Genomic DNA, 18,510 nt, shown 5'->3' on the forward strand with positions numbered 1-18,510 from the left:
CCGGCACAATGCCGGAATGAGCGCCGCAGCGTTCGCCGACCGGTTCCGGCGGCGGGAGTCCTTGATCGGATACTGGATCTCGTCCGACAACCCGCCGGCCACCGAGCGGATCGCGCGGCTGGGCTACGACTACGTGGTGCTGGACGGACAGCACGGACTGCTGGACTATCGCGGGCTGCTCTCCGGACTCATCGCCGTCGAGACCGCCGGCGAGCCGGCCGGGATGATCCGGGTCGAAGCCAACAGCGCGACCTCCATCGGCAAGGCGCTGGATGCGGGCGCGGTCGGCGTGATCGTCCCGCTGATCGACTCCGCCGAGGACGCGGCGGCGGCGGTCGCGGCAAGCCGCTATCCGCCGGCCGGCATCCGCTCCTTCGGACCGACCCGCGCGGCCCTGCGGATCGGGCCCGGCCCTCGCGAGACCGACGCCACCGTGCTGGTGCTGGCCATGATCGAGACCGCCGCCGGGCTGGACCAGGTGGAGGCGATCGCGAGCACGCCCGGACTCGACGGCCTGTACGTCGGACCGTCCGATCTGAGCATCGGCCTGGGCGCCGACAATCCCGGCGACCCGTCGGTCGACGCCGAGTTCGCGGTGGCGCTGGAGCGCATCGTCCGGGCCTGCGAGGGCAACGGCCTGGTGGCGGGAATCTATTGTCCGAGCGGCGAGGTCGCCTCCCGCCGGCTGGCGGAGGGTTTCACCTTCGTGACGGTGGCCAACGACCTCAGTCACCTGGAGGCCGCGGCGGGCTCTCACCTGACGGCGGCGCGGACGGCTTGGAGTCGCGGGCGATGATGTGGGTGACCCAACGCTCGTTGAAGCCGGCGAGCAGACCGAGTCCCGCCCAGAAGAACCAGCTGCTGACCCACGCCTGTCCCGGCGACGCCGCCTGGCCGGCGCCGGCGGACGGGTCGGTGATCAGGTTGGCCGCCATCCCGCCCTTGACCAGGAACAGCAGTGCGAGCGCGAAAAACCAGCCGAGGATGATCCGGTAGCGGGCGGCACCCTCGGCGATCGTCTCGAACTTCAGCTCCGCCTCTTGATTGAGCCTGAGCAGCACGCTCACCGCTGCGCCGGCAGCGCCACCGCCCAACGCCAGCAGCACGTCGCGCAACGCGACGAGGCTGTCCATCGGGATCACGACCGCCCACCAGGACTGCTGTGGGTCGGGCAACCAGAGCCAGGTCCGGATCACCGCCAGGCCGAGCAGGCCGACGGCGATCAGGGCGACGAAACTGAGGGCGACGCCGCGGCCGAGGTCTCTGGCGTAGTAGTGCCTGCTCACCTCCCCCTCGCGCCGGTCCACGAAGTCGCAGGCGCTCCGCCGAACACCGACGAGCGCGCACCGGGCCTGCTTCGGGATCGCGCCGTCGGGCGTGCCGGCGGAGGCGCGCGTCACCGTGCGCAGCCCGTCCTCGATCATCGCCATCGCATACCGACAGTCCGGTCCGTTGAGCACCTTCTGGGCCCGCAGATAGACCGCGCCCAGCGCGGCCACGTCGTCCGGCGCAAGCCGGGCGAGGCTGTCGACCACGCTCGGCACTCGATCCTCCAGCCGGACCAGTGCCGACCTCGACGCTGCATCCTCCGCGGCTGCGGCGGCCCGGCCGGTTCGCAAGCCCCTCGGGCGACGGTCCGCGCGTTCCTCGTCCCAGCTGTCGATCCGCGCCCGGACGGTTGTGGTCACGCTGCCCACCTCATCGGCATCGATTCGTCTGAGTCGAGGGTAAGAACGTGCCCGGCCCGTGTCAGGCCTTTATTCCGGGCCGCGCCCTCCGGGGGCACACCGGTGGCGAGCTCAGCGGAAGCAGTAGGAGTCCGACGAGGCGTCGCCGCCCTGCAGCCGGACCTGGTGCGGGCGCAGACCTCGGAAATCCTCGCCGTGCGGGAAGAACCGCTCGTCGATGCTCAGCCCGCCGTTCTCGCCGACGTCCAGCTTCGCCATCCAGGCACCGACCCCGTCGGGATAGAACTGGTCGTCCCACGCGCCGTACAGCGAGTTGGTGAAATAGACCCGCTTGCCGTCCCGGCTGACCTCGACCATCTGCGGCCCGCCGGCCAGCGGCAGGTCCGGAGCCGCCGGGTGTGCGGCCCGGCCGACGATGCCACCGAGCCGGACCGAGCCGACCTCGACCGGGTTCGCGGGATCGCCGACGTCGTACTGCTTCAGCTCGCCGGTGCCCCAGCAGCTCACGTACAGGAACCGGTCGTCGACGCTCAGATCGATGTCGGTGATCAAGGGCGGCACCGCACCGAACGGCTTGAGCGCCGGCGGCAGGTCGTCCGGGTCGGCGGGCTCGGCCGGGATCGTGATCACCTTCTCGGCCTTCCACTCCTCCCCCTCACCGTCCTGATCGTCGCGGTACCAGCGCCAGATCGAGCCGGACAGGTCCTCGGTCGAGATCACCACACCGACGAAGCCCCAGGTGGCGTTCGGGTCGTGCGACGGGCGGACCTCCAGCACCATCTGGTGCTGGTCGCCGAACTCGACCCGCTGCCGGTGCTCGCCGGTGGCCAGGTCCCAGAAGTGCAACGCATGGCCGTACGCGTTGGACAGCAGCAGTTCGGGGACGACCCCGTTCTCGATCATGGACGGGCTGCCCCACTCGCTGGAGATCAGCACGTTCTGGTTCAGGTGCCACCAGGCGTCGTAGTGGAAGTGCTGCGGCCCACGCGCGGTCTCCCAGGCGCGCAGCACGTCGAACGTGTCGTGATCGAGCAGGGCGATGCCACCCGGGCCGTCGTCGTCACCGGCGGCCCCGCCGAGGCAGGTCATGAAGACGCCGTTCGGACCGCAGTGCATCGTGTGCGGGCGGGAATAGCCGGCCTTCTCCGACAGCTCCGCGGCCTCGACGGTCTTCACCAGCACCGGCGTGGACGGATCGGGATGGGTGTCGAAGATGTAGAGCCGCGACGACCGCAGCCCGGGCACGATCAGATAGCGCCGCTCCAGCCCGGCCATGTCGTGGCCCTCGTGCATCAAGGCGCTGCTGCACGCGTTCCAGCCGAAGTGATGCAGCTCGTCCCCCAGCCCGGTGACGTCGCTCCAACCGACCAGCCGGCCGTACGTCGCCGAGGCCGGGTCGACGTCGATCACGGTCAGCGCGTCGTGCTGCTCGCCGGCCCGGTCGAACGCGACGACGTAGGCCAGTTGCTCGACCGGCGCCGCGCCGGCCTCGGCCGCGCTCCGGTAGAAGGTCGGATCAATGGTTGCGTGGGTCATCGGACGTCGTCGTCCTTCCGGGTCGGGTCTGCTGCCGGGTTCAGTTCTGCGGTGGGTTGGCCGATCCGGGCTGCTGGTCACCGCCGGCGGGCGGGTAGCCGCCCTGGGCCGGCGGCGGGGTGTAGCCGCCCTGGGCCGGCGGCGGGGTGTAACCGCCTTGCGCCGGCGGCGGGGTGTAACCGCCTTGCGCCGGCGGCGGGGTGTAACCGCCCTGCGCCGGCGGGGTGTAACCGCCCTGAGCCTGCGGGTCGGCGTAGCCACCCTGCTGCGGATAGCCCTGCTGCGGATAGCCCTGCTGGGGGTAGTCCTGCTGCGGGTAGCCCTGCTGGCCGTAGCCGATCTGCTGCACCGCCGTGCCGGTGGGCTGCCAGCCGGGCGGGACTGGCGGGCCGTACTTCGGCGCCTGCGGCGAGGTCTGCATGATGCAGAGGACGAGCACGATGATGCCGCCGACGCTGGGAATCAGGGCGAGCAGATAGAACCAGCCGCTGTAGCCGGCGTCGTGCAGCCGGCGCACCGCGACGGCAATGCTCGGCACGATCAGGGCGAGCCAGACGATGCCCATCAACACGAAGAGGATGATCACGATCGGTGACATCGACTGGGTCCGACCGCCGGCGGTCGTGGCCAAGGTCGCGATCAGCACGATCGCATAGAGCACGATGCCGACGATCGCGGTGAACAGCACCCACCACCAGTACTCGCCACGGCTGGCCCGACCCTCGAAGGTGGCGTACTTTTTGAAGACCCGCTTGACGGCGTCGACGAAACCGATGCCGTACCACGGGTGATCGAGCGGCGGCTCACCCGCCTGCGCGGGATATCCGGTCTGCGGCTGGTAACTCATCTTTCTACTGTCCTTCCGGATGCGTCGGAGGCACAGACGCTACTCCAGCGCGGGTGCGCCGGTCCTGCGCCTCGGACGCCGGAGCCGAGCAAAACTCGGTTGACCGCCCCGGGAGGGCTTGTTTGACTCGTCGTCGGCCAATGAAAGGAGCCACGATGCGAGCAGCGCGGATGTCCGTCCAGACGACCATTCGTACGGAAGGCATGTCCCGCTGTGGCGTTCCTCAATCTCGGCATCCTGGCGCACGTCGACGCCGGTAAGACCAGCCTGACCGAGCGGCTGCTGCACGCCGCCGGTGTGATCGACGAGATCGGCAGTGTCGATGCCGGTAGCACCCAGACCGACACCGGTGAGCTGGAGCGGCGCCGGGGCATCACCATCACCTCCGCGGTCGCGTCGTTCGGCGCGGGCGGGCACACGATCAACCTGATCGACACGCCCGGTCACCCGGACTTCATCGCCGAGGTCGAGCGTGCGCTCGGCGTGCTCGACGGGGCCGTGCTCGTGGTGTCGGCGGTCGAGGGTGTGCAGGCGCACACCCGGCTGCTGATGCGCACGCTGCGCCGGCTCGGCGTGCCGACGGTGATCTTCGTGAACAAGATCGACCGGGCCGGCGCGCGGCCCGACCCTCTCGTTCGCGAGCTCGAGGACATCCTCGGCGTCGCGGTGGTGGCGCTGCAGGGGGTGGTCGGCGCCGGCAGCCGCGCGGCCACCGTGGTCGACCTGGCGCCGAACGAGTGGCTCGACGTGCTCAGCCGCTACGACGACGCCCTGCTGGTCCGCTACGTCGAGCGCGGCGCGGTGCCCGAGCAGACGGTCCGCGCCCGGTTGCGCCGGATGAGCCGGACCGGTCGGGTGCATCCCGTCCTGTTCGGGTCGGCGATCACCGGTGCCGGGGTTGATCGGCTGCTCGACGCGTTGCCGCAGCTGCTGCCGACGGCGCCCGACAGTGCCGCCGGCACTCTGTCGGCCCAGGTGTTCAAGCTGGCCCGTCCCAACGGCGTACGCCGGACCTATGTCCGGGTGTTCGGTGGCACGCTGCAGGTCCGGACCACGGTGCCGACGGCCGGCGGCGAGCGCAAGATCACCGGTCTGGACGGCTTCGCGGGCTCTGCGCCCCGGTCGCTCGACCGGCTCACGGCCGGCCAGATCGGACTCGTCCGCGGCCTGACCGGCGCCCGGATCGGCGACTGGGTCGGCGCCCCCGGCGACAACGCCGACATCGGCCTGCCGCCGCCGAGCTGGGAGACCGTGGTCCGCACGCTCGAGCCCGGCCGGGAGGGTGAGCTGTTCGCCGCACTGACCGAGCTCGCCGATGCGGACCCGTTGATCATGGTGCGCCGGGATCCGGAGCGGCACGAGATCGGCGTCTCGCTCTACGGCGAGGTGCAGAAGGAGGTGATCCAGGCGACGCTGGACGGTCAGTTCGGCCTGCCCGTGGGCTTCACCGAGACCACGACCCGGCACGTCGAGCGGCTGAGCGGCATCGGCGCGGCAGCGGAGTTCATCCATACGGCCGCCAACCCGTTCCTCGCCACGGTCGGGCTCCGGATCGAGCCGGCACCCGTTGGTGCGGGCGTCTCGTTCGAGCTCGAGGTCGAGCGGGGCTTGATGCCGGCGGCGTTCTTCACCGCGGTGGAGGACACCGCCCGGTCCTCGCTGGAGGAGGGCCTGGCCGGTTGGGCGGTGCCGGACGCGCGGGTGATCATGACCGCCTCCGGCTACGCGCCGCGGCAGAGTCATGCCCACGCGCGGTTCGACAAGAGCATGTCGAGCACCGGATCGGACTTCCGCTTCCTGACCGCGCTGGTCACCGCGGAGGCCTTGCGAGCGGCCGGCACGGTGGTGTGCGAGCCGATCCACGCCTATCGGGTGGAGGCGCCGGCGGACCGGCTGCCCGCGGTGCTGGAGCTGCTCGGGCGGGTCGGTACGTCCGCGGCACCGGTGGTCGACGGGCCGCTCGCCGTGATCACCGGCGAGCTGCCCGCCGCCCGGATGTCGTCGCTGGTTCGGCGGCTGGCCGGGATGACTCGCGGCGAGGGCCTGCTGGAGAGCCGATTCGTCCGCTACGACCCGGTCCGTGACGGCGAGCCGCCGCACCGGCCCCGCAGCCGGCCCGACGCGTTGCAGCGGCGCAACTATCTCCTCGCCACAGCCGGACGCGCCCCGGGCTGAGTGCCGGCGCCGCTGCCAGAATGGTCCCCAAGGGATCGACCGGAAGGGGCGCCATGGCGCGAAACCAGACCCTGACCGCCACCTCGTACGCCATCCTCGGGCTGCTGGCGATCAAGCCCTGGACGACGTACGAGCTGGCGATGCAGATGGACCGCACCTTGAACCGGTTCTGGCCTCGGGCCCGGAGCAAGCTGTACGAGGAGCCGAAGAAGCTGGTGGCGGCGGGCCTCGCGGAGGCGATCCCCGGCGCGCACGGCCGCCGGCCGCGAACGGTCTATGCCATCACTCCCGCGGGCCGGCTGGCGCTCGCGGGATGGTTGGCGGCCGAGAGCGCGCCGCCGGTGTTCGAGTCGGAGCAGCTGCTCAAGGTGTTCTACGCCGACAACGGCACCCGGGCCGATCTGTCGGCCGGGCTGCGCCGGCTCCGGGCGTGGGTGGACGAGCTCACCGGAACGAACATCGAGGTCGGTTCGAGCTACCTGGAGGGCGAGGGCCCCTATCCCGACCGGATGGCCGTGCTGGTGCTGACCAGCCGGTTCCTCGACGACTACCTGGAGATGATCGATCGCTGGGCGGCCTGGGCGGCCGAGGTCGTGGCCGAATGGCCGGAGGACCCGAGCACGGCCAGACCGGATCTGGCGGAGCTGGCCCGGACGGTCGAGCAGGCGACGGCCCGGGCGAGTCGCTGGGCGGCCTCAGGCGACAGCTGACCAGATCGGCGCCGTCTCCGTCGCGAAGTCGGCGAGCGGCCGCGGGGGCCGCCCGACGAGCGTGGCGACGTCGCCGGTCGTCGTGCTCTGCGCGCCGGACCGTAGGGCGGCGAAGACCGCAGCGATCTGGTCCGCCACGAACGGCGGCAGCCCGGCCCCGGTCAGGCCGGCGACGGCTGCCTCCGGCGGGACGTCAACGAACGCGACCGCGCGCCTCGCGACCCGACCCAGCTCCTGCGCGACCGCTCGATAGTCGATCGCCGATGGACCGGTGAGGGTGTACGTCCGCCCGGCGTGACCGTCACCGACCAGCGTCTCCGCGGCGACGGCGGCCACATCGAGCGGATCGATCATCGCGATCGCCGCGGCGCCGGCCGGTGCCGCGATCACCCCCGCCCTTCGAACCTGCTCGGCGGCGGCGAACAGGTTGGCCATCGAGAAGCCGGGCCGCAGGATCACCGCCGGCAGTCCGGACGCGACCAGCCGCCGCTCGATCTCGGCGTGCCAGCGCCAGTAGGCGACAGCGGCGTCGGGCGCCGCGCCGCGCGCGGACAGTTTGACCAGCCGGCCGACCCCGGCCCGAGCGGCGGCGTCGATCACCGCTGTCTCGTGGGCCACCTGGTCGGGCCCGTTGCCGCAGGCGAGGAAGACCGCATCGACGCCCGACATCGCGTCGTCCAACGACGCGCTGTCGGCGAAGTCGCCGGCGATCGGCCGGATCCGATGATGGTGCGCGACGACGGCGGCCGGCCGCCTGGCCAGTGCCCGGATCTCGACGTCGTGGCCGGTGAGCAGCGGGAGCAGTCGGGAGCCGACGGTGCCGGTCGCGCCGGTCACCAGGACGGACAGGGTCATTGGATTCACCTTTCGATCGGGGGTTGGACATTGCGGTTGAAGCGGAAGACGTTGTCCGGGTCGTGCCCCGCCTTGACGCGCTGCAGCCGGTCGAGATCCGCCGCGGTGTAGGCGGCGCGGATCCGATCGGGCGTGGCGCCGTCGAGATCGAGGAAGTTGAGATAGCTCTCGCCGGTGACGTGCGGGCCGAGCTCGGCCGCTACCCGGGCCAGGTGGGCCCGAACTGTTGCCTCTTGAGGCGCTCCGGGGGTCACTCCGATCGCATTCAGACTGAATCGCGCCGACGTGTGCGCGAGCGGGCTCAACGCTTCGGCGGGGCCGATCAGGGCCCCGCCGAGCTGCCGGAGCTCGAACATCACCAGCGGCGAGTCGGCTCCGGTGAGCCCCAGCACCGCCTCGATCGCCTCGGGCGTGAGATCGGCCAGCAGCTCGCTGTGGCTCAGGGCCGGCAGCGGGTCGACCGGGTCGAGGCTGACCGCCGCGAGGCCGGCGGCGGGCATCACCGCGAAGGTGTCGACCTCGGCCGGACCGAGAGCCGCCCTCGCGTGGTCGATCAGGGCGCGGGCCTGCCCGAGATCGCCGCAGTGGCAGCCGCGCATGGCCACCAGTGATCGCCCGCGGAGGCCCTGTGGCACCGCCGGAGCAGGCGGGAAACGACGGAAGGTGATCGCCGCGGTCAACTCGTCCGGCACTCCACGGCTCCATTCCGCCGCGAACTCGAGGACGTCGCGGGCCCGATCGAGCGGGTAGTAGAGGTTGCCCGCGTAGACCTCGCGGACCGGATGCAGGGCGAACTCCAGCGCCGTGACGATGCCCAGGTTGCCGGTGCCGCCACGGATCGCCCAGAACAGGTCGGGGTCGCGGCCCGCATCGGTCCGCAGCAGATCGCCGCCGGCGGTGACGATCTCCGCGCCGGTCACACTGTGGGCGGCGAGGCCATAGCGCCGGCCCAGCCAGCCGAACCCGCCGCCGAGGGTGTAGCCGACGACACCGACCCCGGTCATCGACCCGGCCAGGCCGGCCAACCCGTGCGGCGCGGCCGCGTCGATCACGTCCTGCCAGATCGCGCCCGCCTCGACCCGGGCCATCCGTCGTCCGGGGTCCGCCGAGACCCGACGCAGCGCACTCGTGTTGATCAAGATGCCGCTTGCGTCGACTGCCGCGCCGGTGCCGTGGCCGGTGGCCATCACGCCGACGCCGAGCCCAGCGGCGGCCGCCCAGCGCACCGTCCGACGTACGTCCTCGGCGGTTCCGGCGCGGACGACAGCGGCCGGCTCGTGCCGGGCGCGGAGGTTCCAGGCGCGCCGGTGCTCGTCGTAGCCGGGCTCGCCGGGCAGGAAGAACATGCCGTCGAGCTCGTCGCGCAGCCCTTCCACCCGACCTGGCGCGGGCCGGTCATCGGTCGTGGTCATCAAAGATCTCCTCGGGTCGTGCCTGGTGGCGGAGGTGGAGGACGAGCATCAGGGCGCTGGCAGCGAGATAGAAGGCGTGCAGGAACCAGATCGGACCGAGCGGCAGCGTGCCGACGTACACCGCCTGGACGACGTTGCCGACATTGGCGAGGACCAGGCTCGACCGGCTGTACGAGGCCAGGTCGCGGGTGCGCAGCGCACGGGTCAGCATCGGCAGATAGCTGGCGACGAAGATCGCCGTCGACAGCACACCGGCCAGCACCGCCACGCTCCGCACGTCATCACCTTTGTCTTAGTCCCTTTTGGACTATAGAATGCTATTCGTCCCCTAGGGAGTATGTCTAGTGGCTTCCTGATACCTGCATGAACTCCGGCGGCACGGCGGGGCGGCGAATCCACGAGTCATAGGCTCGAACGCATGGCCACCGACGATCTCCCGCACAGCACGCCCAGCGCCGAAGGGGTCGACCCCGCCGGCCTCGAGGCGTTCCTCGACGCGATCGAGGACGCTCCGCAGATCGACCTGCACGGCCTGGTGGCGCTGCGCCACGGCCGGGTGATCGCCGAGGGCTGGTGGTCGCCGTACTCGGCCGACCGGGTGCACCTGCTCTACTCGCTGAGCAAGAGCTTCACCTCGACCGCCGCCGGGTTGGCCGTCGCCGAGGGCCTGCTCGACCTCGACGCGACAGTGCTCTCCTACTTCCCCGAGCTGGACGGTGAGATCACCGATCCGCGTAGCCGGGCGATGAAGGTCCGCCACATCGCGGCGATGGCCAGTGGGCACGCGACGGAGACGCTGGACCGAGCGCGGCGGGCGGACCCGACGAACCTCGTCCGCGGGTTCCTGCTCACCCCGCCCGACCAGGACCCCGGCACGGTGTTCGCCTACAACCAGCCATGCACGTACACCCTCGCCGCGATCGTCCAGCGCCGATCCGGGCAGTCGCTGATCGACTACCTGCGACCGCGGTTGTTCGATCCGCTCGGCATCGAGCAGGCCCTCTGGATCGAGGAGCCGCCCGGCCAGGACATCGGGTTCAGCGGCCTGCACGCCACCACCGATGCGATCGCCCGGCTGGGCCAGCTGTATCTGCAGCGCGGCCGCTGGCGCGACCGGCAGCTGCTGGATCCGGCCTGGGTCGACGAGGCCACCAGCAAGCAGGTGGACAACCCGGCCGAGGAGAACCCGGACTGGCGCCAGGGGTACGGCTTCCAGTTCTGGATGGCACGCCACGGCTACCGCGGCGACGGCGCCTTCGGTCAGTTCTGCATCGTGCTGCCCGAGGTCGACGTGGTGCTCGCCCTCACCGCCGCCACCGAGGACATGCAGGGCATCCTCGACGCCGTCTGGGAGCACGTCCTGCCGGCGATCGACGCGGCCGCGCCCGACCACGACGCCGATCGGCGCCTGGCCGACCGGCTCGCCGCCGCTGCGTTGCCACCGCTGTCGGCCAAGGCTGAGCCCGACGATCGCCAGGTATGGGACGGCGCCACGTTCCTGCCGGGCCCGGACGCCCAGACCGAGGACTCGCCGTTGGGTCAGATCGGCATCCGCCTCACCCGAGCCGGGCTCCGCCACGACGACAGCGGCTGGCTGCTGTCCATCACCGACACCGGCGGGACCCTGGAGGTGCCGGTGGGCTCGGACGGCTGGGCGGTGGACGACGCCAGCGGCGTGCCGGTCGCGGTCAGCGGCGGCTGGTCCGACCCGGACACCTTTGTCGCGGACGTGATCTTCCTCGAGACGCCGCACAAGGTCCGGCTGGTCTGCTCGGGACCCGAGCGCACGTTGGCGCCGCTCTGGCGCACGGTCGCCCTGCATCCGACGTCGGTGGTCCAGCTCCGCGGGCCCCGGCCGACCTCCGCACGATGAGTTCGGCCGGCGAGAAGGAGACCCTCCAGCGGTATCTGGACAAGGCCCGCACCCAGCTGGTGGCCAAGCTGGACGGCCTCGACGAGCTGGAGATCCGCCGGCCGATGACACCGACCGGGACGAACCTGCTCGGCCTGGTGAAGCACGTGGCGAGCGTGCAGCTGGGCTATCTCGGTGAGGTGTTCGGTCGGCCGTCCGAGATCGCCCTGCCCTGGTTCGACGACGGTGCCGAGCTCAACGCCGACCTGTGGGCGACGCCGGAGGAGACCCGTGAGTCGATCCTCGAGCTGCACCGGGGCTCGGCGGCGCACGCCGACGCGACGGTCGCGGCTCTCGAACTGGACGCCCGCGGCGTGGTGCCCTGGTGGCGGCCGGAGAACCGCGAGGTCACCCTGCACCAGATCCTGGTGCACCTGATCGACGAGACCGCCCGGCACGCCGGGCACGCCGACATCCTGCGCGAGCTGATCGACGGCCGGGCCGGCAACGACGACGGGAATCTGCCCGGCGCCGGCGAGGTCGACTGGCCGGACTATCGCCGCCGGATCGAGGCCGCAGCCGTCGAGGCCGCCGCGCGGGACGACGGCTGACCGGCCCGACGACCCCGCCGGCACCTCAGACCCCTCGCCCGTCTTCACACCCCTGGCTATCGCTTCACACCCCTCGCTGCCGCTCCACACCCCCGGCTGCGCTTCACACCCCTCCCTACCGCCCCACACCCCTTGCTGCCGCTCCACACCCCCGGCTGCCGCTCCACACGCCGTGTGAGCGGTGTGAAGCGGCAGTTCGAGGTGTGAAGCAGCCCCGGGGCCAGCTCGAGCCAGCTCGGGCCTACCTCCGACCACCGGGCCGAGCCCGAGCCACGCCGGGCACCCGCCGCCCGAGCCGCGCCCGGTCGTACGATCGGCGCCGTGGCCGACACTCCGACGTACGCCTGGGACGGCGACCGCACCGCCATCCGGTTCCCCGATCCGGCGATCCGGGTGGTCGACGAGCGCTTCCGGGCGCTGACCGTGCACGCCGAGGTGGTGGAGCGGCTGTGGACCGGCGGCCGCTGGCTGGAGGGACCGGTCTGGTTCGGCGACGGCCGGTTCCTGCTGTTCTCCGACATCCCCAACAACCGGATGCTGCGCTGGAGCGAGGAGACCGGGGCGGTCTCGGAGTTCCGGGTGCCGTCCAACAACAGCAACGGCAACAGCCGTGACCGGCAGGGCCGGCTGATCACCTGCGAGCACCTGACCCGGCGGGTCACCCGGACCGAGCACGACGGCCGGATCACCGTCCTGCTGGACGGCTGGGACGGCAAGCCGCTGAACGCACCGAACGACCTGGTCGCCCACTCCGACGGCTCGATCTGGTTCACCGACCCCGGCTGGGGCATCGAGGGCAACTACGAGGGCGACAAGCGGGTCAAGGAACTGCCCCGCGACGTCTACCGGATCGACGCCGCCACCGGGCAGGCCGAGATCGTGATCAGCGGGATGGACCGGCCGAACGGGATCTGCTTCTCCCCCGACGAGACCCTGCTGTACGTGGTCGACATCGGTGAGATCCGGGTGTTCGACGTCGTCGACGGCCGGCCGGCGAACGGTCGGGTGTTCGTGGCCACCGACGGCTGGGGCTCGGACGGTATCCGCTGCGACGCCGACGGCAACGTCTGGTCCGCCGCCGGCAACGGCGGGCGCGATCTCGACGGCGTGCACTGCTATGCGCCGGACGGCACCCTGCTCGGCCAGATCCTGCTGCCGGAGACCTGCGCGAACCTGTGCTTCGGCGGGATCAAGAAGAACCGGCTGTTCATGACCGCCTCCCGCTCCCTCTACAGCGTGTACGTCGAGGCGCTCGGCGACCAGCGCCCCTGAGCCGGTCGAGCAGAGCCGGTCGAGCAGAGCCGGTCGAGCAGAGCCGGTCGAGCAGAGCCGGTCGAGCAGACCGTACGCCCGGTATCACGCCTGGCGAACGCGATGATCCGCGCGACACTCCGCGCGGTTGCCGGGCTGGCTGGGCCGACCTGCGTAGCGTTGGCGCCAGTTGTCTTGACGAGGAGCCCGACATGGTGAAGTTCTTGGCCGGCCTGCGCAGTATCGCGCTGCTGATCGCCCGCGTGGCGCTCGGCGGCATCCTGATCGCGCACGGCTACGACCGGTGGCAGGTGCGCCATGTGGCCAGCCAGATCGACTATCTCAACCAGTACGGCGTGCCCTACGCCGACTGGGCCGCGTGGGGCTCGATCGTGCTGGAACTGGTCGGCGGCATCTTCTTGGTGTTCGGCGCGCTGACCCCGCTGGTGGCGCTGGCCGTCGTCGCGCAGCAGGCCCTGATCATCGCCTACATCAGCTGGCGGCGCGGGCCGTGGCTGCTCGACCCGCAGAACACCTACGTCGGCGGCTACGAGTACAACGTGGCGCTCGGTTCGCTGGCCCTGCTGCTCGCGGTCTTCGGCGCCGGCGCGATCTCCATCGACCGGCTGTTCCGCCGCAAGAAGACGGTCGACGACGAGGACGAGGAACCGACCACACCCGGCCCGACCCGCGCCCCGGCACCGGGTGCGACCGGCACGACCACCACCATGCCGGCGGCCCGGCCGACGACGTACACCCCGCCGAGCGGCGGCGGCACCCCGAACGCGCCGAGCCAGTACAGCAACAGCGGCGCCCCCGCAGGTCGCTGACCGCAGCTTCGCTTCCGAACACCCCCGGCTCCGGCCGGGGGTGTTCTGCTTTCTCCGGCCCACGTACGCTTCACAGAAATGCCACAGGAAGGGCACAGCCATTCCTAGCCAGCTCATGGAACTGTGGGCCACATGACGACGTACGACCATCGCCCCGCACTCACCCGCGCCGACGGGACCCCGATCCGGGTGCTCGCCGTCGACGACGAGTCGAGCCTGACCGAGCTGTTGTCGATGGCGATGCGCTACGAGGGCTGGCAGGTGACCACCGCGGCCTCCGGGAGCGAGGCCGTCCGCGCCGCCCGCGAGGTCCGGCCCGATGCGATCGTGCTGGACATGATGCTCCCTGACTTCGACGGCCTCGAGGTGATGCGCCGGGTCCGCGCCGAGGATCCCGAGGTGCCGGTCATCTTCCTGACCGCGAAGGACGCCGTGGAGGACCGGATCGGCGGCCTGACCGCCGGCGGCGACGACTACGTCACCAAGCCGTTCAGCCTGGAGGAGGTCATCGCCCGGCTCCGGGCGCTGCTGCGGCGCAGCGGCGCCGGCGCGGCGAGGAACGACTCGCTGCTGGTCGTCGGCGACCTGTCCCTGGACGAGGACAGCCACGAGGTCACCCGGGGCGGCGACGAGATCAACCTGACCGCGACCGAGTTCGAGTTGCTCCGCTATCTGATGCGCAACCCGCGGCGGGTGCTCTCCAAGGCACAGATCCTCGACCGGGTCTGGAACTACGACTTCGGCGGCCAGGCGAACGTGGTCGAGCTCTACATCTCCTACCTGCGCAAGAAGATCGACGCCAACCGGGCGCCGATGATCCACACCATGCGCGGGGCGGGGTACGTCCTGCGTCCCGCGGGCTGATGTCTCGCGGCTCGCCCGCCCGGCCGTCCTTCGAGCCGCCCGCCGAACCGGAGGCGCCCGTCGCGTCTGCCGCGGTGATCGTGCCCGACGCGCGGCCTCAGGTCCCGACCGGTACGGCCGACGAGCAGTTCGCTGCGCCGGAACCATTGGGTCGCGGCACCCTCGGTCGCCAGCTGGTGTTGCGGGTCACCGCGTTGGTGGCTCTGGTCGCCGTGCTCTTGTGCTGCGCCACGGCACTGGCCACCCGGACGCTGCTGATCGGCCAGGTCGACGACCAGCTCGGCTCCGTGCTCGGCCGGTTCCGGAACCCGGGTGGTCCGGGCGGCGGACCCGGCGGTGGTCTCGGGCTCGCCGGTCAACCGATCGGCACCACGTTCGCCGCCTACGACGACTCCGGCAATCTGCTCACCAGCGGCGTGCTCGGCGAGCGCGGGAAGCGTACGCAGCTGTCCGACGACGCGTCCGCCGCGCTGCAAGCGGTGCCGATCGACCAGGACAACCACACCGTCACGGTGCCGGGGATGGGTCGCTATCGGGTCACGTCCTATCTGGCGACTTTCGAGTTCGGCGAGGCCTCGACGACCGGCAAACTCGTGGTCGGCGTGCCGCTGAAGGATCTGGACCGCACCATGATCCAGCTGATCGGGCTGGAGGTGGTGCTCTCCCTGATCGCCATCGGGGTGACCGTGTTCGCAGCGCGGACGCTGGTGGAGCGCAGCCTCCGGCCGCTGAACCGGGTGGCGGCGACCGCGCAACAGGTGTCGCAGCTGAAGCTCGACCGCGGTGAGGTGGCGTTGGCCGTCCGGGTGCCGCCCGAAGACACCGATCCCGCGTCGGAGGTGGGCCGGGTCGGCCAGGCGATCAATCACATGCTCAACAACGTCGAGGACGCGCTGACGGCCCGCCAGGCGAGCGAGTCGAAGGTGCGCCAGTTCGTCGCCGACGCCTCGCACGAGCTGCGCAACCCGCTGGCCGCGATCCGCGGCTATGCGGAGCTGACCCGGCGCAGCGGCGAGAACCTCCCTCCCGACGCCGCGTACGCCATCGGCCGGGTCGAGGCCGAGGCCGAGCGGATGTCGCGCCTGGTCGAGGACCTGCTGCTGCTGGCCCGGCTGGACTCCGGCCCGGCGATCGAGGTCACGCCGACCGACCTGACCGAGATCGCGTTGAACGCGGTCAGCGACGCCCGGGCCGCCGGCCCGGACCACGTCTGGTCGCTGTCGTTGCCGGACGAGCCGATCGAGGCGCTCGGCGATCGGCACCGGCTGCACCAGGTGGTCGCCAACCTGCTCGCCAACGCCCGGACCCACACCCCGCCCGGCACCCGGGTGGACACCGGGCTCGCGGTGGTCGACGGCGAGGCGGTGCTGACCGTGGCCGACAACGGCCCGGGCATCCCTCCGGGGGTGCGGGAGACCGTGTTCGAGCGGTTCACCCGGGCCGACACCAGCCGGGTCCGCGCCGCCGGCGGGGAGAAGGGCACCAGCACCGGACTCGGGCTGGCCATCGTCGCGGCCGTGGTGGAGGCGCACCAGGGTCGGGTGTCGGTGGAGAGCGAGCCCGGACGTACGCGGTTCTCGGTGGTGCTGCCGCTCGCCCCGACCACCGCGTAGCACCACGGGCGCAACTTCGCGCCGCGGATGAGGGTTCGCTCCATGTCTGCGCGGCGCAGACCCAGCTGGGTCGCGCGGAGTCCGGGGTGGTGCGCTCAACCGGCGCCGGCGAACTGCGTCCGGTACAGCTCGGCGTACCGGCCGCCGGCGGCCAGCAGGTCCTCGTGCCGGCCGTGCTCGACGATCCGGCCCGCCTCGACCACGACGATCTGGTCCGCCGACCGGATCGTGGAGAGCCGGTGCGCGATGACGATCGCCGTCCGTCCTTGGAGTGCCTCGCCGAGTGCCTGCTGCACCGCCGCCTCCGAGGTCGAGTCCAGGTGGGCGGTCGCCTCGTCGAGGATGACCACCCGTGGATGGGCCAACAGCAACCGCGCGATGGTGAGCCGCTGGCGCTCACCGCCCGACAACCGATAGCCACGCTCGCCGACCACGGTGTCCAGCCCGTCGGGCAGCTCCGTCACCAGCCGCTCCAGCCGGGCCCGCCGCAGCACCTCCCACAACTCGCCGTCGGAGGCGTCCGGCTTGGCCAGCAGCAGGTTCTCCCGGACGGACTCGTGGAACAGGTGCCCGTCCTGGGTGACCATGCCGAGGGTGTCGCGGATGGACACGGCGGACAGGTCGCGGACGTCGATCCCGCCGAGCCGGACCGCTCCGGCGTCCACGTCGTACAGCCGGGCCAGCAGCTGGGCGATCGTCGACTTGCCCGCCCCGGACGAGCCGACCAGCGCCACCATCTCCCCCGGAGCGGCGGTGAAGGACACGTCGTGGATCACCTCGACCCCACCGCGGGTGTCCAACAGCGCCACCTCCTCCAGCGAGGCCAGCGACACCTTGTCCGCCGACGGGTAGCCGAAGCGGACCCCGTCGAACTCGACCGCCACCGGTCCTGCCGGCACGGCCACCGCATCGGGCTTCTCGGTGATCAGCGGCTTCAGGTCGAGGATCTCGAAGACGCGCTCGAAGCTCACCAGGGCGGTCGCCACCTCGACCCGGGCGCTGGCCAGCCCGGTGAGCGGGGCGTACAACCGGGTGATCAGCAGAGCGAGCGAGACCACCGCACCGGCCGCCAGCGTGCCTTGCAGTGCGAACCAGCCGCCCAGGCCGTACACCAGCGCGAGCGCGAGCGCCGACACCAGCGTCAGGGCGGTCACGAAGATCATCTGGACCATCGCCGTCGACACCCCGATGTCGCGGACCCGGGTGGCCCGCGCCACGAACTCCGCCGACTCCCGCTCGGGGCGGGCGAACAGCTTCACCAGGGTGGCGCCGGGTGCGGAGAACCGTTCCGTCATCTGGGTGCTCATCACCGAGTTGTGGTTGGCCGCCTCGCGTTCCATCCGGGCGAGCCGGCGTCCCATCCGCCGGGCCGGGACCACGAAGACCGGTAGGAGCAGCAGCGCGAGCACGGTGATCTGCCAGGAGATGGCCAGCATCGCGATCAGCGCGAGCACCAGCGAGACCACGTTGCCGACCACTCCGGACAGGGTGTCGGAGAAGGCCCGCTGAGCGCCGATCACGTCGTTGTTGAGCCGGCTGACCAGCGCACCGGTCCGGGTCCGGGTGAAGAAGGCGATCGGCATCTTCTGTACGTGGTCGAACACGGCCCGCCGCAGGTCCAGGATCAGCGTCTCGCCGATCCGGGCCGACAGCCAGCGCGCGGCCAGTCCGGTGACGGCTTCCAGGACGGCGATCGCGGCGATCAGCAGGGCCAGCCGCAGCACGACCTCGAACGCGTCGCCGGACACGATGGCGTCGACCACCTGCCCGGCCAGCAAGGGAGTGGCCACCGCCAGCACCGCGCCGACGACACTGAGCGCGCAGAAGGCGATCAGCTGAGCGCGCAGCGGTCGCGCGAACGCCAGGATGCGGCGCAGCGTGGCCATCGAGAACGGGCGCTTCTCCTCGGCCGCGGTCATCGCGTGATAGAGACTGTTCCACGCCTGCATCTCCATGCTCATGGCCCGAGACGCTAGAACCTCGCGCTGACATGAGGTCAAGCCCAGCGCCATCGTGGTCGCTGAACCTGCGGACTCTGCCAGCCCACCGCCGACGCTGCGCGTCGCCGAGTGCAGGAGCGTTCGGTGAAACACGCCTTTCCGTTTCACCGAACGCGACGAACGAGGCGACCACAAGCGCAGCGGAGCGCGGAGTGAGGCTTGCCGAGCGCAGCAATCGAGCACGCTGCGCGGCGCCGAGTGCAGGAGCGTTCGGTGAAACACGCCTTTCCGTTTCACCGAATGCGACGAACGAGGCGACCACAAGC

The 18,510-nt window shown here is 71.3% G+C and carries 16 protein-coding genes; 9 read left to right on the forward strand and 7 right to left on the reverse strand.

The features are described from left to right. The first annotated feature begins 16 nt into the window (after nucleotides 1–16). Nucleotides 17–796, forward strand: a complete 780-nt coding sequence (locus ABD747_RS14890; RefSeq protein WP_344805873.1) for an HpcH/HpaI aldolase family protein — start codon at nucleotides 17–19, stop codon at nucleotides 794–796. Here the strand turns inward: ABD747_RS14890 and ABD747_RS14895 are convergent. The 3 genes from ABD747_RS14895 to ABD747_RS14905 all read right to left on the reverse strand — a co-directional run bounded on the left by ABD747_RS14895 (nucleotide 726) and on the right by ABD747_RS14905 (nucleotide 4,071). After that, nucleotides 726–1,688 carry a hypothetical protein gene (locus ABD747_RS14895; RefSeq protein WP_344805875.1) on the reverse strand — a complete coding sequence of 321 codons (963 nt, stop codon included), beginning with the start codon at nucleotides 1,686–1,688 and terminating at the stop codon, nucleotides 726–728. The two genes, ABD747_RS14890 and ABD747_RS14895, sit on opposite strands and share 71 nt — an antisense overlap. Before the next feature lie 111 nt (nucleotides 1,689–1,799). After that, on the reverse strand, nucleotides 1,800–3,224 hold the full coding sequence (locus ABD747_RS14900; RefSeq protein ID WP_344805877.1) for a selenium-binding protein SBP56-related protein: 1,425 nt from the start codon (nucleotides 3,222–3,224) through the stop codon (nucleotides 1,800–1,802). 40 nt (nucleotides 3,225–3,264) lie between these two features. Then, a complete protein-coding gene (locus ABD747_RS14905; RefSeq protein WP_344805879.1) occupies nucleotides 3,265–4,071 on the reverse strand; it encodes a DUF805 domain-containing protein in 807 nt (268 codons plus the stop codon). A 213-nt stretch (nucleotides 4,072–4,284) separates the two neighbouring features. On the opposite strand from ABD747_RS14905, the gene ABD747_RS14910 reads away from it, so the two are divergent. Continuing rightward, nucleotides 4,285–6,246: a translation factor GTPase family protein gene (locus tag ABD747_RS14910; protein WP_344805881.1), complete on the forward strand. Its 1,962-nt coding sequence runs from the start codon at nucleotides 4,285–4,287 to the stop codon at nucleotides 6,244–6,246. A 53-nt stretch (nucleotides 6,247–6,299) separates the two neighbouring features. Next, on the forward strand, nucleotides 6,300–6,956 hold the full coding sequence (locus ABD747_RS14915; protein WP_344805883.1) for a PadR family transcriptional regulator: 657 nt from the start codon (nucleotides 6,300–6,302) through the stop codon (nucleotides 6,954–6,956). Here the strand turns inward: ABD747_RS14915 and ABD747_RS14920 are convergent. Genes ABD747_RS14920 through ABD747_RS14930 form a run of 3 tightly spaced genes read right to left on the reverse strand, consistent with a single transcriptional unit; the run spans nucleotide 6,942 to nucleotide 9,500 of the window. Next, entirely contained in the window at nucleotides 6,942–7,811 is an 870-nt protein-coding gene (locus tag ABD747_RS14920) for an NAD(P)H-binding protein (protein WP_344805885.1), read from the reverse strand. The two genes, ABD747_RS14915 and ABD747_RS14920, sit on opposite strands and share 15 nt — an antisense overlap. Nucleotides 7,812–7,816: 5 nt before the next feature. Beyond that, nucleotides 7,817–9,223 (reverse strand): FAD-binding oxidoreductase, encoded by a 1,407-nt coding sequence (locus tag ABD747_RS14925; protein WP_344805887.1) that lies wholly within the window; start codon nucleotides 9,221–9,223, stop codon nucleotides 7,817–7,819. Continuing rightward, nucleotides 9,207–9,500: a hypothetical protein gene (locus tag ABD747_RS14930; protein ID WP_344805889.1), complete on the reverse strand. Its 294-nt coding sequence runs from the start codon at nucleotides 9,498–9,500 to the stop codon at nucleotides 9,207–9,209. The genes ABD747_RS14925 and ABD747_RS14930 overlap by 17 nt, the downstream gene beginning before the upstream one ends. Nucleotides 9,501–9,641: 141 nt before the next feature. On the opposite strand from ABD747_RS14930, the gene ABD747_RS14935 reads away from it, so the two are divergent. The 6 genes from ABD747_RS14935 to ABD747_RS14960 all read left to right on the forward strand — a co-directional run bounded on the left by ABD747_RS14935 (nucleotide 9,642) and on the right by ABD747_RS14960 (nucleotide 16,244). Beyond that, nucleotides 9,642–11,096 (forward strand): serine hydrolase domain-containing protein, encoded by a 1,455-nt coding sequence (locus tag ABD747_RS14935; RefSeq protein WP_344805891.1) that lies wholly within the window; start codon nucleotides 9,642–9,644, stop codon nucleotides 11,094–11,096. After that, nucleotides 11,093–11,686 (forward strand): DinB family protein, encoded by a 594-nt coding sequence (locus tag ABD747_RS14940; RefSeq protein WP_344805893.1) that lies wholly within the window; start codon nucleotides 11,093–11,095, stop codon nucleotides 11,684–11,686. Before ABD747_RS14935 ends, ABD747_RS14940 begins: the two co-directional genes overlap by 4 nt. A gap of 321 nt (nucleotides 11,687–12,007) precedes the next feature. Then, nucleotides 12,008–12,958 (forward strand): SMP-30/gluconolactonase/LRE family protein, encoded by a 951-nt coding sequence (locus ABD747_RS14945; protein WP_344805895.1) that lies wholly within the window; start codon nucleotides 12,008–12,010, stop codon nucleotides 12,956–12,958. Between the two features lie 191 nt (nucleotides 12,959–13,149). Then, nucleotides 13,150–13,767, forward strand: a complete 618-nt coding sequence (locus ABD747_RS14950; protein WP_344805897.1) for a DoxX family protein — start codon at nucleotides 13,150–13,152, stop codon at nucleotides 13,765–13,767. Nucleotides 13,768–13,899: 132 nt separating this feature from the next. Continuing rightward, nucleotides 13,900–14,631, forward strand: coding sequence for a response regulator transcription factor (locus tag ABD747_RS14955; protein WP_344805900.1), 732 nt, complete (start codon nucleotides 13,900–13,902; stop codon nucleotides 14,629–14,631). Further along, a complete protein-coding gene (locus ABD747_RS14960) occupies nucleotides 14,631–16,244 on the forward strand; it encodes a sensor histidine kinase (RefSeq protein WP_344805903.1) in 1,614 nt (537 codons plus the stop codon). The genes ABD747_RS14955 and ABD747_RS14960 overlap by 1 nt, the downstream gene beginning before the upstream one ends. 95 nt (nucleotides 16,245–16,339) lie before the next feature. On the opposite strand, the gene ABD747_RS14965 is transcribed toward ABD747_RS14960, so the two are convergent. Then, nucleotides 16,340–18,205, reverse strand: a complete 1,866-nt coding sequence (locus ABD747_RS14965) for an ABC transporter ATP-binding protein (protein ID WP_344805905.1) — start codon at nucleotides 18,203–18,205, stop codon at nucleotides 16,340–16,342. Between the last annotated feature and the right edge of the window lie 305 nt (nucleotides 18,206–18,510).

It is taken from the genome of Microlunatus ginsengisoli (assembly GCF_039537205.1).
Taxonomy (GTDB): Bacteria; Actinomycetota; Actinomycetes; order Propionibacteriales; family Propionibacteriaceae; genus Microlunatus; species Microlunatus ginsengisoli.